13 protein-coding genes and 4 tRNA genes are annotated in these 12,985 nt (G+C 72.4%); 5 read left to right on the forward strand and 12 right to left on the reverse strand.

Annotated elements, in window-relative coordinates; all coding sequences use genetic code 11:
• Nucleotides 1-32: 32 nt before the first annotated feature.
• The 5 genes from J2S58_RS04890 to thrS all read right to left on the reverse strand — a co-directional run bounded on the left by J2S58_RS04890 (nucleotide 33) and on the right by thrS (nucleotide 5,842).
• Entirely contained in the window at nucleotides 33-1,358 is a 1,326-nt protein-coding gene (locus J2S58_RS04890) for a glycosyltransferase family 4 protein (protein ID WP_205257526.1), read from the reverse strand.
• Nucleotides 1,355-2,311: a phosphatidylinositol mannoside acyltransferase gene (locus tag J2S58_RS04895; RefSeq protein WP_205257527.1), complete on the reverse strand. Its 957-nt coding sequence runs from the start codon at nucleotides 2,309-2,311 to the stop codon at nucleotides 1,355-1,357. Before J2S58_RS04895 ends, J2S58_RS04890 begins: the two co-directional genes overlap by 4 nt.
• Nucleotides 2,308-3,018, reverse strand: a complete 711-nt coding sequence (gene pgsA / locus J2S58_RS04900; protein WP_205257649.1) for a phosphatidylinositol phosphate synthase — start codon at nucleotides 3,016-3,018, stop codon at nucleotides 2,308-2,310. Before pgsA ends, J2S58_RS04895 begins: the two co-directional genes overlap by 4 nt.
• 165 nt (nucleotides 3,019-3,183) lie before the next feature.
• Entirely contained in the window at nucleotides 3,184-3,681 is a 498-nt protein-coding gene (locus J2S58_RS04905) for an HIT family protein (RefSeq protein WP_205257650.1), read from the reverse strand.
• Nucleotides 3,682-3,751: 70 nt separating this feature from the next.
• On the reverse strand, nucleotides 3,752-5,842 hold the full coding sequence (gene thrS / locus J2S58_RS04910) for a threonine--tRNA ligase (protein WP_306826417.1): 2,091 nt from the start codon (nucleotides 5,840-5,842) through the stop codon (nucleotides 3,752-3,754).
• Between the two features lie 454 nt (nucleotides 5,843-6,296).
• Between thrS and J2S58_RS04915 the strand changes: the two genes are divergently transcribed.
• On the forward strand, nucleotides 6,297-7,238 hold the full coding sequence (locus J2S58_RS04915; RefSeq protein WP_205257528.1) for a YihY/virulence factor BrkB family protein: 942 nt from the start codon (nucleotides 6,297-6,299) through the stop codon (nucleotides 7,236-7,238).
• Between the two features lie 141 nt (nucleotides 7,239-7,379).
• On the opposite strand, the gene J2S58_RS04920 is transcribed toward J2S58_RS04915, so the two are convergent.
• A tRNA-Val gene (locus J2S58_RS04920) sits at nucleotides 7,380-7,454 on the reverse strand.
• A gap of 301 nt (nucleotides 7,455-7,755) precedes the next feature.
• Between J2S58_RS04920 and J2S58_RS04925 the strand changes: the two genes are divergently transcribed.
• From J2S58_RS04925 to J2S58_RS04940, 4 genes are all read left to right on the forward strand, one after another.
• A complete protein-coding gene (locus J2S58_RS04925; protein ID WP_205257529.1) occupies nucleotides 7,756-8,217 on the forward strand; it encodes an SsgA family sporulation/cell division regulator in 462 nt (153 codons plus the stop codon).
• A gap of 85 nt (nucleotides 8,218-8,302) precedes the next feature.
• Nucleotides 8,303-8,374 (forward strand) — tRNA-Gly (locus J2S58_RS04930).
• Between the two features lie 30 nt (nucleotides 8,375-8,404).
• Nucleotides 8,405-8,478, forward strand: a tRNA-Cys gene (locus J2S58_RS04935).
• A gap of 25 nt (nucleotides 8,479-8,503) precedes the next feature.
• Nucleotides 8,504-8,578, forward strand: a tRNA-Val gene (locus J2S58_RS04940).
• Nucleotides 8,579-8,635: 57 nt separating this feature from the next.
• On the opposite strand, the gene J2S58_RS04945 is transcribed toward J2S58_RS04940, so the two are convergent.
• From J2S58_RS04945 to zapE, 6 genes are all read right to left on the reverse strand, one after another.
• The gene (locus J2S58_RS04945) at nucleotides 8,636-9,100 is read right to left on the reverse strand and encodes a VOC family protein (protein ID WP_205257530.1); all 465 of its coding nucleotides are present in this window, start codon (nucleotides 9,098-9,100) and stop codon (nucleotides 8,636-8,638) included.
• A 109-nt stretch (nucleotides 9,101-9,209) separates the two neighbouring features.
• Complete coding sequence (locus tag J2S58_RS04950) at nucleotides 9,210-9,638, reverse strand: DUF3817 domain-containing protein (protein ID WP_205257531.1); 429 nt, start codon at nucleotides 9,636-9,638, stop codon at nucleotides 9,210-9,212.
• Nucleotides 9,628-10,125: a hypothetical protein gene (locus J2S58_RS04955; protein ID WP_205257532.1), complete on the reverse strand. Its 498-nt coding sequence runs from the start codon at nucleotides 10,123-10,125 to the stop codon at nucleotides 9,628-9,630. The genes J2S58_RS04950 and J2S58_RS04955 overlap by 11 nt, the downstream gene beginning before the upstream one ends.
• 53 nt (nucleotides 10,126-10,178) lie before the next feature.
• Complete coding sequence (gene cofC, locus J2S58_RS04960; RefSeq protein ID WP_205257533.1) at nucleotides 10,179-10,841, reverse strand: 2-phospho-L-lactate guanylyltransferase; 663 nt, start codon at nucleotides 10,839-10,841, stop codon at nucleotides 10,179-10,181.
• A 64-nt stretch (nucleotides 10,842-10,905) separates the two neighbouring features.
• Complete coding sequence (locus J2S58_RS04965) at nucleotides 10,906-11,772, reverse strand: PPK2 family polyphosphate kinase (protein WP_205257534.1); 867 nt, start codon at nucleotides 11,770-11,772, stop codon at nucleotides 10,906-10,908.
• A gap of 78 nt (nucleotides 11,773-11,850) precedes the next feature.
• A complete protein-coding gene (zapE, locus tag J2S58_RS04970; protein WP_205257535.1) occupies nucleotides 11,851-12,849 on the reverse strand; it encodes a cell division protein ZapE in 999 nt (332 codons plus the stop codon).
• Nucleotides 12,850-12,985 lie beyond the last annotated feature (136 nt).

Raw genomic sequence — 12,985 nt, forward strand, 5'->3', positions numbered from 1 at the left:
GCAGTATCTCCGGCCCGCCCGGATCGCGCCGGTCAGTCCGCTTCGACGACGGTGCGGGACTCGCGGGCCACCACGGTCTCGTAGACCTTGACCACGGTGGCGGCGACCACCGGCCAGTCGTAGGCCGCGACCGCGGCGATGGCCCGCTCGTTCAGCACGGCGCGGCGCGCCGGGTCGTCGATCAGGTCGGCCAGGGCGGTGGCCAGGGCGGGGGCGTTGCCGACGGGGAACAGCACCCCGGCGGTGCCGTCCTCGAGCACCCGGCGGAACGCCTCGAGATCACTGGCGACGACGGCGGCCCCGGCGCTCATCGCCTCGGTGAGGACGATGCCGAAGCTCTCCCCGCCGGTGTTGGGCGCGCAGTAGACGTCGACCGAGGACAGCATCGAGGCCTTGTCGGCCTCGGACACCCGCCCGAGCATGACCAGGTGCGGGGCCAGGGCGGGCCCGGCCTTCTCCAGCAGTTCCTCGGCGTCGCCGCCGCCGGCGACGAGCAACCGCAGGTCCGGACGGTGCGGGGCGAGCAGACGCAGGGCCTCGAGCAGCACGTCCATGCCCTTGCGCGGCTCGTCGTAGCGTCCGATGAACCCGATGGTGCCGCCGGTGCGCGGATACCCGGGCAGCGGGCCGGCCGCGGCGTAGAAGGGCACGTCGACCCCGTTGGGGATGATCACCGCGTCACTGCCCAGGTGCTCGACCTGGACCTGACGCGCGAGCTCGCTCACGGCGATCCGGCCGGTGATCTTCTCCAGGAAGGGCTGCAGCACGGGCTGGAACGCGGTGAGCATCCGCGAGCGCGGGTTGGCGGTGTGGAAGGTGGCGACGATCGGACCCTCGGCCACCATCAGCGCCAGCATGGACAGGCTGGGCGCGACCGGTTCGTGCACGTGCAGGACGTCGAAGGCACCGGCCCGGATCCACTTCCGGACCCGGTTGTAGGAGACGGGGCCGAAGGACAGCCGGGCCACCGAGCCGTTGTAGGGGATGCCCACGCTGCGGCCGGCGGGCACGAAGTAGTCCGGGAAGTCGACCGTGTTCCCGCCCTCCCCCGTCGCGTCGGCATCCCCGTCCTCCGGGGCGTCCTGGTCGTCACCACCGCCGGTCCACCGGGCCAGGGAGTACCGGCGGGCCCCGGCGCGGCGTTCCCGGCGGGCGGGTTCGGCGTCGGACTCGACCGTCCCCGCCGCGGCCGGGCCGGGTTCGGCGGTCGGGGCGGGATCGGCGGCGGGTTCGGCGGCCGGGGCCAGGATGGACACCTGGTGTCCGAGCCGGACCAGTTCCCGACCCAGGTCCTGCACGTGCGCCTGCACGCCGCCCGGGACGTCGAACGAGTAGGGGCAGACCAGGCCGATCTTCACCGGGCCGCCCCGGTCAGCGCGGCCCGGCGCGCGGCGGGCAGGTCGGCCAACCAGAGCGGCTGGAGCATGTGCCAGTCGGCCGGGGCGGTGGCGATGTCGCGGGCGAACCGGTCGGCGAGCTGCTGGGTGGTCTGCCGGACGGTGGTCGCCAGCCGCCCGCCGGGCAACGGCATCGGCTCACCGATGACGACCTTCCAGCCGGTGGGGGTGAAGGTCGGCAGGCAGGGCAGCAGATCCGCGCCGGTGGTGGCGGCGAGCAGGGCCGGGCCGGCCGGCATCCGGGTCGGCTCCCCGAAGAACGACACGTCGATGCCCCGGGTGGTGAGATCCCGATCGCCGAGCAGGCAGACGATGCCACCGGCCCGCAGCCGCTCCTTGAGCACCTGGGACACGGCCGGGCCGCCGGTGAGCGGCAGGATCTCCATGCCCAACGACTCCCGAAAGGCCAGGAACCGGTCGTAGACGGACTCGGGCTTGAGTCGTTCGGCGACGGTGGTCAGCGAGCCGTAGCGCTGGGCGATCATCAGCCCGGCGACGTCCCAGTTGCCGGTGTGCGGGAGGACGCAGACCACACCCCGGCCGGCCTCCAGCGCGTTCTCGATGTTCTCCAACCCGTGGGTGCCGGCGGTCACGTCGAGCACCACCTGCGCGTGATCCATCGCGGGGAGCCGGAACGTCTCCAGCCAGTACCGCGCATAGGAACGCATGCCGTCCGCGACGACGGCCGACAGGGTGGCCGGGGTCGCGGATGCACCGAGCACCCGGTGCAGGTTGCGGGCGAGCTGGACGACCCGCGGACCCCGCCGGGCGGTGGCCCGGTCGGCGGCGGCCCGGAACGCGGCGCGTGCCACCGGCTCGGGGAGGGAACGGACCAGCTGCCAGCCGGCGCCGTAGCCGGCCGCGACGGCGCGATCGGTGAGCTCCTGACGCCGGCTGGGTGGGGTGCCGCTCACCGGGCCGAGCGGCGCAGGTCGGAGCGGCGGCGACGGCCGGCCGAGTCGGGTCGCACGGGCGGTGGGACGGCCGTGCGGGCGGGATCGGATGCCGGGTCGGCGGCGATCCGCGCGTCCCAGGCCCCCTTGACCTGCATCAACCGCTGCACGACGGTGGCCAGACCGGCCGCGGCCAGCGCCCAGAGGCAGACGTCCAGCGCGTACGGCACGCCCAGTCCGGCCAACCCGGCGCCGACCAACCCGAGGACGTTCCGTTCGGCCCGCTCGGCGAGCGCCCCACCGATCTTCAGGCCCACCGAGTCGGCACGGGCCTTGACGTAGGAGATCACCTGCCCGGTGACCAGGCAGATCAGGGCGGCGATGCCGAGGACCCGTTGACCGGAGGTGAAGGCGTAGAAGGCGAGGGCGCCGAAGAGGGCGCCGTCGGCGATCCGATCGCAGGAGGCGTCCAGGACGACGCCGAAGTCGGTGCCGTACCCGCGGGCCCGGGCCATCGCCCCGTCGACCAGGTCGAACAGCACGAACGCGGTGACGACCATGGTGCCGGCGAACAGGTACCCCGGGGCCAGCAGCGCGAGCGCGCCGACGACGACGCCGACGGTGCCGAGGACGGTGACCAGATCGGGGTTGAGCCCGACGCGCAGAGCGGCCCGGCCCACCGGGTCGGTGACCCGGGACACCGAGGCGCGGGCCAGCGAGTTGAGCATCTGCATCCGATCCGGTGGGGCTCCGCGCGCCCGGAGGAGGGCCGCGCCGGAGCAACGTGTCTGCCGACGATAGTCGCCGTCGGCGCCGACGAGGCCGTCCACGCCCGCCGCGGCGGTGCCGGCCGGCGGTCCCGGCGCGGACTGTCGGGTGTGCCGGCCGGTGGGTCAGTCGCCGAGCGGCGCCCAGGCCCCGGCGATCAACCCGCGGGTGTCGGCGAGCAGCTGGGGCAGCACCTTGGTGTGCCCGATGACCGGCATGAAGTTCGCGTCGCCGCCCCAGCGCGGGATGACGTGCTGGTGCAGGTGTTCGGCGATGCCGGCGCCGCCGGCCGCCCCGGCGTTGATGCCCAGGTTGAACCCGTGCGGTGCGGACACCGACCGCAGGACGGCCAGCGCCCGCTGGGTGAAGGCGGTGAACTCCGCCGACTCCGCCGTGGTCAGGTCGGTGTAGTCCGGGATGTGCCGGTAGGGCACCACCATGAGATGGCCCGGGTTGTACGGGTACAGGTTGAGCACGCCGTAGACGTGCTCGCCCCGCGCGACCACGAGACCGTCGGTGTCCGACAGGCCCGGGATGCGGCAGAACGGACAGCTGGGGGCGCCGGGCTCGACCTTCGCCCCGCCCGCCACGTAGTCCATCCGGTGCGGCGCCCACAGGCGCATCAGCCCGTCGTCGACCCCGATGCCGTCCTGCCGGAACGGGTCGTCCGCAGCCCGCCCGCCCGCCCCGTCGTCACTCACCGGCTGCCCCGGTCTGCCCCAGGTCCAGCAGCTCGGCCGTGGGCGAGGCGTTCACCCGGCGCTTCACCCAGGAGGTGATGGCGGCGACGGCGGTGTCCACCGGGACCGCGTTGACCTGGGTGCCGTCGCGGAAGCGGAACGACACCGCGCCACCCTCGACGTCCCGCTCGCCGGCCAGCAGCATGAACGGCACCTTGCCGGTGGTGTGGTTGCGGATCTTCTTCTGCATGCGGTCGTCGGAGTGGTCGACCTCGGCCCGGATGCCCTGGGCCTTCAGCTTGCCGACGACACCCTGGAGGTGGTCGGCGAACGCGTCGGCGACGGGGATGCCGACGACCTGCACCGGGGACAGCCAGGCCGGGAACGCCCCGGCGTAGTGCTCGGTGAGCACCCCGAAGAACCGTTCGATGGAGCCGAACAGCGCGCGGTGGATCATCACCGGCTGCTGCTTGGTCCCGTCCGGCGCGGTGTACTGCAGGCCGAACCGCTCGGGCAGGTTGAAGTCGAGCTGGATGGTGGACATCTGCCAGGTGCGACCCAGGGCGTCGCGGGCCTGGACGGAGATCTTCGGGCCGTAGAACGCGGCCCCACCCGGATCGGGCACAAGGCTCAGCCCGGACGCCTGCGCGACCTCGGCGAGGGTGTCGGTGGCCTCCTGCCAGACCTCGTCCGAGCCGACCGACTTCTCGGGGTTGCGGGTGGACAGCTCGAGGTAGAAGTCGTCCAGGCCGTAGTCGGACAGCAACTGCAGCACGAAGGTGAGCAGGCTGGTCAGCTCGTCGCGCATCTGCTCGCGGGTGCAGTAGATGTGCGCGTCGTCCTGGGTCATCCCGCGGACGCGGGTCAGCCCGTGGATCACGCCGGACTTCTCGTACCGGTAGACGCTGCCGAACTCGAACAACCGCAGCGGCAGCTCGCGGTAGGAGCGGCCCCGCGCGTCGAAGATCAGGTTGTGCATCGGGCAGTTCATCGGCTTGAGGTAGTAGTCCTGGCCGGGCTTGCGGACGGTCTCCACGCCCTTGTCGTCGACGACGGTCTCGGCGTCCAGGTGCATGGCGGGGAACATGCCGTCGCGGTACCAGTCGAGGTGCCCGGAGATCTCGTACAACCGCCCCTTGGTGATGTGCGGGGTGTTGACGAACTCGTAGCCCTCCTCGACGTGCCGCTGCCGGGAGTACTGCTCCAGCTCCATCCGGACGATCCCGCCGCGGGGGTGGAACACGGGCAGGCCCGAGCCCAGCTCGTCGGGGAAGGAGAACAGGTCGAGCTCGGCGCCGAGCCGGCGATGATCGCGTCGCTCCGCCTCGGCGAGCAGCTCCAGGTGGGTCTGCAGGGCCTCAGCGGACTCCCAGGCGGTGCCGTAGATGCGCTGCAGCTGCGGGTTCGTCTCCTTGCCGCGCCAGTACGCCGCGGCCGACCGGGTCAGCGAGAACGCCGGGATCATCCGGGTGGTCGGCACGTGCGGGCCCCGGCACAGATCGCCCCAGATCCGTTCGCCGGTGTGCGCGTGCAGGTTGTCGTATGCGGTCAGCTCGCCCGCGCCGACCTCGACGCTCTCCCCCGCGTCGGCGCTGCCCTGCTCCACCGCCGACTTGAGCCCGACGAGCTCGAGCTTGTACGGCTCGTCCGCCAGTTCCTCGCGGGCGGCCTCGACGGAGGCGTACACCCGGCGGGAGAACCGCTGGCCGGCCTTCACGATCTGCTTCATGCGCTTCTCCAGCGCCTGCAGATCCTCCGGAGTGAACGGCTTCTCGACGTCGAAGTCGTAGTAGAAGCCGTCGGTGATGGGCGGGCCGATGCCCAGTTTGGCCGTCGGGAAGCGCTCCTGGACGGCCTGGGCCAGGACGTGGGCGGCGGAGTGCCGGATGACCGAGCGACCGTCCGCGGTGTCGGCGGCCACCGCCTGCACGTCGGTGTCGACGTCCGCGGTCCAGGAGAGGTCGCGCAGCTGTCCGTCCACCCGGACGACGACGATCGCCTGGTCCCCACCGGGCAGGCCGGCCGCGCGCACGGCGGCGCCGGCGGTCGTCCCGGCCGGCACCCGCACGATGGGTGGGGGCAGGACGTCGGCAGGGCTGGACACGGGTGGACTCCTCGGTCGGGCTGGAAGACGTGGGGGGACGGACGCATCGGACAGCGGGACGCGACGCCGCGCGTGCTTCCCATCGAAGGGTCCATCCGCTCGGCGTCCCGATGCTAGTCGCAGTCCCGGACGGCTCCCGGAGCCGTGGCCCGGCACCGCCGACCTGAGGCATCGCTTCCGGCCGCCCCGTCGGACCTGCCGCCGACGAGGCTCGGGGCTCTCCCGCGGGGAACCGACCCCGTCCGCCGTTCCACCAGACCGTTCCCCGGGGCGACGCGGCTTCCCGTGCACTCGACACCTCGCACACGGGAAGCCCGCGACGGAACTTCCGCGCCTATCGTCACCGGGTACCGGTGACAGCCCATTCCCAGGACTCACCACCCGGGGTCAGGGGTCGGTCGTCGACACCCGCGACTGCGTGTCGTGGATCCCACCAGGAGGGGAAGGGATCGGGATGACCGGCGGTGGACCCCCTCGGCCTGCACCTCACCCGTCACCCGGCGCCGAGGGCGCCCCAGCTGTCCGCCGCCCGGCACACCGGCGGTTCGTTCTCGCCGTCCGCCGTGTCTCGAGCGCGGCGGGCCAGGACTACGTCACCGGCCGTGCAGCCGAATCGGCGTTCTTCGCCGCACTCGCCCTGGTACCGACCGTTCTCACCGTGATCGCCGTCCTGCGGATCGAACGTCCGCTCTTCGGCGGCGACGCAGCCGAGCTGGTGTCGGCCGATCTCGCTCGACTGCTCCGGGTCGTGCTGACGAGTCGAGGCAGCGTGGCCGCCGATTCGGCGGACTCGCTCTTGCAGACCACAGATCGCAGCTTGCTCGGCATCGGAACCCTGGCCGCGGTCTTCCTGTTGACCCGCTGCATGCGGTCGCTGCAACGCGCGCTCGCCGCCATCGCGGGCGTCGCCCCCCGCAGCCCGCGCCGCGAATGGGTACGGGCGGCCGTGCTGGCCGTCTCGGTGCTGGTCATCGGGAACGTCATCCTGGCCGGATTCACTCTCGGACCGCTCTTCGGTCACAGCCGGAGAGTCGGGCGCGACCATGTGGGCGAAATCGCCGACACCATCTGGATGTGGGCTCGATGGCCCCTCGTCGGGGTGATTATCCTCGGGCTCGCGATGGTGCTCCTGGCCCAGGAGACACCCCGCGGTCGTCGTCGACGACGATCGGGACTGACCGGGGCGGGTTTCACCGTCATCGGATGGGCCGTGTCGACGGGGCTGCTCCCTCTGTACGTCTCCGTGGCCGCACCATTCAGCCCGGCCCTGGGATCGATGGGAGGCGGGTTGATCCTGCTGACCTGGCTCTATCTCCTGATGGTGAGCCTGCTCCTGGGGGCCGAGATCAACGCCGTCCGCCGGGCGCCCTCGGGTACGGCCGTACCGTCGTCGTGACTCTGCCCGGCGTGCTCCGGCGCGTCCGTCAATCGGTCCCTGCGCGGGGTTCGTCCACGGGCGGCGAGCAGCTGACGACAACGGACCAGAACGAGAACCGGGGCCTGCCTCCTGGAGGAGACAGACCCCGGCACCCGATTGTGGTGGGCGATACTGGGATCGAACCAGTGACCTCTTCGGTGTGAACGAAGCGCTCTCCCCCTGAGCTAATCGCCCTGCAGGTGATGCTCGCTGCTGACGGCTGGGGGGCCGTTCGCAGGCTCGCCAACACTACCTGATTCCGGCCACCCGCCGTGCCACCCGCTCGCCCCCTGCTCGCGGACCCTGCTGCCGGGCCGTCCTGGACGGGTGACGGGCTCGTCGCAGCGACAAGGCGGGTCGGCATGATCCTTCCAACGGGTGAATCTCCGGTGAAGAGGTGACCTGCGCCACGGATGTGCGTCCTTCCTGCAACATCCCTGGCCCGGGCGACGACAGGCCAGTTACCTACCTCCCGAGGCCACAGGACGGACGAGTCATGGGTCAGCTCCACCCGCACCGCCCCGCCCACCGGGTGATCTCCGGGGAGGCCCGCGCCACGCTCGTGTCCGCGGCCGACAACCCGCCCCTGCGCGCCGAGCTGCGGTACCGCACGTCGGACCCGTACGCCGTCCAGCTGGTCCTCTCGCTCGATCAGAGCCCGGCCGTGTCCTGGGAGTTCGCCCGCGACCTGGTCGTCACCGGCGCGTTCATGCCGGCCGGCCTCGGTGATGTCCGTCTCCACCCCACGGACGACGGGGTCGTCCTGGAGTTGCACGGCGTCTCCTCCAAGGCGGTGCTGCTGCTCGACCGCGACGACGTCCTCGCCTTCCTCGGCCGCTGCCTCGGTGCGGTGCCCGCCGGTCAGGAGAACACGTTCTTCGACCTGGGCGACGAGCTCACCCTGCTGTCCGTCCTCCCGGTGCCCGAGGCGGTGGCGGACCCCAGCCTGGAGCTCTGACCACCACGCGGTTTGGAGCACCCCTCCGCGTCGGTTAGAGTTCACGAGCGCCAGGAACGACCCCCCGGGGACGTGAGAGGCACAAGCGGACGTAGCGCAGTGGTAGCGCATCACCTTGCCAAGGTGAGGGTCGCGGGTTCGAATCCCGTCGTCCGCTCGGAGAGGATCTGACCCCAGAGCCTCACTCGGTGGGATGGCCGAGAGGCGAGGCAACGGCCTGCAAAGCCGTGTACACGGGTTCGAATCCCGTTCCCACCTCCACGACGGTCCTCACCGGGCCGGTCCCGGGCGATTAGCTCAGCGGGAGAGCGCTTCCCTGACACGGAAGAGGTCACAGGTTCAATCCCTGTATCGCCCACCAGATGTCGCGAAAGGCCCCGGAGTCCGCTCCGGGGCCTTTCGCGTGTCCCGGGTCGGGTCAGTCCCGCTCGCTCTCCCGGGTGAAGCCGGTCCGGGCCGCCCGCACCTCGGCGGATTCCGTCTCCTGGAACAGGGTGATCTGCAGCCCCGCCGGGGCCGCCAACCGCGCGTTGATCGAGCGCCACGGAGTCATCACCGGTTCGGCCACCACGTCGGCACCGGCCCCGGCCAGCTCCCGGGTGCACCCCGCGGTGTCCTGCACCTCGAACGCGAGCCGGATACGCGGACTCGGCCGCCCCTCCGCCTCGACCCGGTCGATGGCCCGGTGGTGGGCAGGGCTGGCAATCTCCAGGGTGGCCCGGCCGGCGTCGAGGATCACCACCCGGTCGTCACCGCCCTCGGCGAACGCGGCCGACTCGGCCAGGCCCAGGGCATCGCTGTAGAAGGCCACGGCTGCCTCGTAGTCCTGGTCGGTCTCGGCCACGACGACGACACGGAGCTGTTGCACACGGGGTTCGGTCATGACACCAGCATCGCGGGTGACGCGGGTCCGTGCGTTGGATGCCCGGGGGCACCCCCCCGTCGGCCGGACGAACTCCGCGGAGGCCTGACAGCAGTCCGCCGGCGGATCGTCAGATGGGCAGGCGGGCCAGCACGCGCCGGTGCACCCGGCGCTCGGCCAGGAACGACACCCCGGGGACGACCCCGGCCAGCAGCACGCCGAGGATCCCGACGAACGACCAGCGATCCTTGTAGGCGAGGTCGAAGGCCAGCAGCACGTAGGCCACGTAGAGCACCCCGTGGATGGGGCCCCAGATGGCGACGAACTGGCCCATGTCGAAGCCGTACTTCAGCACCATGGCCAGCACCAGGAGGATGAGGCCCCAGCCGACGACGAACGCCGAGATGCGGTACCGGCCGAGGGCCTTGCGGATCTTCGCCGGCACCGGCCCGCCGGGCTTGCGGGTGGCGACCGTGGGACGACCGGGGGCGGCCGCGGGTGTCACTGCCTCGTCCTGGCCGGCCTGACGGGCGTCGTCCTGACGGGGTTCAACGGGCACGGCGGCGGTCCTCCTCGGCCAGGGCGGCCAGCGCCCTGTTGTATGCGGTCAGCTCGGGGTCGTCGTCGTCCTCGGCGCCCACCGTGGCCACACCGACCACGACGCCCTCGGAGGGGCGCTGCAGCCGTTCGCGGCGCGCGGCCTCGGCCGCTTCGGCGCGGTCGAGGGCGGCCTCTTCCTCGTCGTCCGAGCCGTCGCCGGTGAATGCGGCCAACTCGTCGTCGGACAGTTCCGTCGACTCGGCGTCGACGCGGTCGGCGTCCTCGGCGTCCTTGAGCTGCTCCAGCTGCAGGAAGCGGGTCCACATGTAGATGAACGCGGCGCCGAACGCGGGCCAGAGCAGGGCGTAGCCGTAGTTCTGGCCGGTCCCGGTGCTCGCGTGCGCCCGATCCCACTGCCACCAGCCGAGGCGGAGACAGGTCAGCACGGCCGCCAGGACGACGACGTGGCCGACCACCCACCCGGGGCTCAGGAATCGTCGAGGCACGCCTGAACGGTACCCCCGGCCCGCCCGCTCACCGGTGGATGGCGTGAGGGCGGTCACCGGGCCGCCGCCGCACACGGCAGCAGGCCGGCGTCCCGCAGCGCGGCGAGGGTGTTCGTCCCGCCGGCCCGGAGGAGATCGTCGATCTCGTCCACGTCCCGGCGCAGACCGGAGCCGGCCGGCAGGTCGAGCGGAACGGCCCCGGCGTCCTGGTGTCGACGGAAGGAGTGCAGGCCGAACGCCGGGACGAGCAACCGGACATCGGTGGCCGTGAGCAGGGTGGTGCCCAGGGTGTCCTGGTCGGGGACCACGGCGAGGGGATGGTGCGCGGCGAGGGTCAGCGCGGCGTCGAGTTCGACCGGACGGAGCGACGGCAGGTCCCCGGGCAGGACGGCGATCCGGGTGGCCCCCCGGGCCGCAGCCTGGCGGACGCCGAGGGCGATGGCGGCGTTGAGATCGTCCACCGGGTCGAGGAGCACGGCCCGGTCGCTGTCGCCGATCAGCGCCGGGACGTCGGCCGGGTCGCCCGCGACGACCAGCACGGCGCCCACCGACCGGGCCGCCGTCACCGCCGCGAGGGTGTCCCGGGCCATGGCCAGCGCGATGCCCGGCCGCACGGCGGGGTCGACGTCGAGCCGGGACTTCCCGCGGCTGGTCGACTTCACCGGCACGACGACGGTCCACCCCGTGGGGGGCGGGCGGAGGTCGGCGGCGGTCACTCCCCCATTCTCCCGCTCCCGCGAGCCGGGTCGGGCCACAGTGACCGGCGACACCTCGGGGTGGTCAGACGTCGGCCAGGGCGGTGAGCCGGTCCTTCTCCGTGCCGATGTCGTAGGCCGGCGGCGGGTACTGCGGGTCGAGCTCGGCGAGCTTCTCGGTGAGCAGCGCGGCGATGGCCCAGTTCCGGTACCACTTGCGGTCCGACGGGATGACGTGCCACGGGGCGTCCGGGTTCGAGCACTCGGCGAGGGCGTCGGCGTAGGCGTCCTGGTAACGCGGCCACAGGGCGCGCTCGGCGGCGTCGGCCGGGTTGTACTTCCAGTACTTCGTCGGGTCGTCGAGTCGGGCGCGCAGACGTTCGAGCTGGGTGTCGGCGGAGATGTGCAGGAAGCACTTGACGACGGTGACGCCCTCACCGGTCAGTCGTCGTTCGAAGTCGTTGATGGCTCCGTACCGCGCCCGCCACACCGGCTCCGGGACCAGGTTGCGGACCCGGACGATGAGCACGTCCTCGTAGTGGCTGCGGTTGAAGACCCCGATCACCCCGGCCGGCGGGACCTGCTTCTCGATGCGCCAGAGGAAGTCGTGGCTCAGCTCCTCCTTCGTCGGCGACTTGAAGGAGGCGAGCGACACCCCGCCCGGGTCGACCAGGCCCAGCACGTGCTTGACGACGCCGTCCTTCCCGGACGTGTCCATGCCCTGCAGGACGAGCAGCAGCCGGTTCTGCGCACCCGCGGTGGACTGCGCGAACAGCCGCTCCTGCAGGCCCTCGAGGGTGGGGGCCAGCTCGGCCAACGCCGCCGCGGCGTCCTTCTTCGACTGCGGCCCCACCGGGGTCGCCCGAGTGGGCAGATCGCTCAGCGCGGGGCGCCCCGCGGGCAGGGCGAAGGTCTCGCTGTAGGACGGGTGATCATGCCCGGAGGTCGCCATGCCGGGAGCCTGCCAGACGCGCCCGCATCCGACCACGCCGGCCGACCCGGGCCTGACGTTCCGCTCACAGCCGGGTGGTCAGCCCGCTTCCCGGGCCAGCGCGAGCAGCCGGGACGTGGCCCGCAGGTACTTCTTGCGGTAACCGCCGGCGATCATCTCCGGGGAGAACAGCTGGTCCAGCGGCGCCCCGGAGGCCACCACCGGCACCGTGCGGTCGTAGAGCCGGTCGATGAGGACGACCCAGCGCAGCGCCACCGCCTGATCGGTCAGCGGCCGGACCCCGCGCAGGTGCACGGCGGAGACGCCGTCGACGAGGCGGCCGTACCGGGACGGGTGCAGCCGGCCGAGGGTGGCGGTCACCGCGTCGAAGTCGTCCAGGCTGGCCCCGGGTGTCGACCCGGCCCGCAGCTGCACGTCGGCGTCGGACACCGGGGCGGGCGCGGCGGCCAGCCCGGCGTGCCGGAAGTCCGGCCCGTCCACCCGCAGGGTGTCGAACCGGGAGGACAGCGCCTGGATCTCGCGCTTGAAGTCCTCGGCGGCGAACCGACCCTCACCCAGTTTGTCGGGCAGCGTGTTGGAGGTGGCCGCCAGCGAGACCCCGGCGTCGGCGAGCTCGCCGAGCAGCCGGGTCATCAGCATGGTGTCGCCCGGGTCGTCGAGCTCGAACTCGTCGACGGCGAGCAGCTTGTGCCCGGAGAGGCGCTGCACGGTGGTGGCGAAGCCCAGTGCGCCGACCAGGTGGGTGTACTCCACGAAGGTGCCGTAGGCCTTGGGGCCGGGCACGCGGTGCCAGGTGGACGCGAGCAGGTGGGTCTTGCCGACGCCGAACCCACCGTCCAGGTAGACCGCACCGGCCTCGGGCTCCGCCCGGCCGAACCACTTCTTCCTCGGCGGGGCGGCGATCCGGTCGGCGAAGGCGGTCAACGCCTCCTTCGCCCGGCTCTGCGAGGGCTCGGCCGGGTCGGGCCGGTAGGTCTCGAACCGGGCCTGGGCGAACCGCAGCGGCGGGACCAGACCGGCGATCAACTCGTCCGGGCTGACGACCGGGGCCTGATCGGCCAGATGCACGACGGACACGACGGGTCACCCTAGGGCTCCAGTGCGTCCCGCCCGGCGCCGTGAGTCCGAGGTCACCGGGCGGTCCGCACCGCCCCCGTCCCGACCTGCGCGGACGGAACCCCCGCGCCGGGCCGTGATGGGATGGCTGGGTGGC

Source organism: Nakamurella flavida (assembly GCF_030811475.1).
Classification (GTDB): domain Bacteria; phylum Actinomycetota; class Actinomycetes; order Mycobacteriales; family Nakamurellaceae; genus Nakamurella; species Nakamurella flavida.

Bases quoted from the DNA above. Each gene is read 5' to 3' on its own strand.
- pgsA (WP_205257649.1), bottom strand. From the start codon at position 3,018: ATGCTCAACTCGCTGGCCCGCGCCTCGGTGTCCCGGGTCACCGACCCG.
- J2S58_RS04905 (WP_205257650.1), bottom strand. From the start codon at position 3,681: ATGCGCCTGTGGGCGCCGCACCGGATGGACTACGTGGCGGGCGGGGCG.
- J2S58_RS04915 (WP_205257528.1), top strand. From the start codon at position 6,297: ATGACCGGCGGTGGACCCCCTCGGCCTGCACCTCACCCGTCACCCGGC.
- J2S58_RS04925 (WP_205257529.1), top strand. From the start codon at position 7,756: ATGGGTCAGCTCCACCCGCACCGCCCCGCCCACCGGGTGATCTCCGGG.
- J2S58_RS04945 (WP_205257530.1), bottom strand. From the start codon at position 9,100: ATGACCGAACCCCGTGTGCAACAGCTCCGTGTCGTCGTCGTGGCCGAG.
- J2S58_RS04965 (WP_205257534.1), bottom strand. From the start codon at position 11,772: ATGGCGACCTCCGGGCATGATCACCCGTCCTACAGCGAGACCTTCGCC.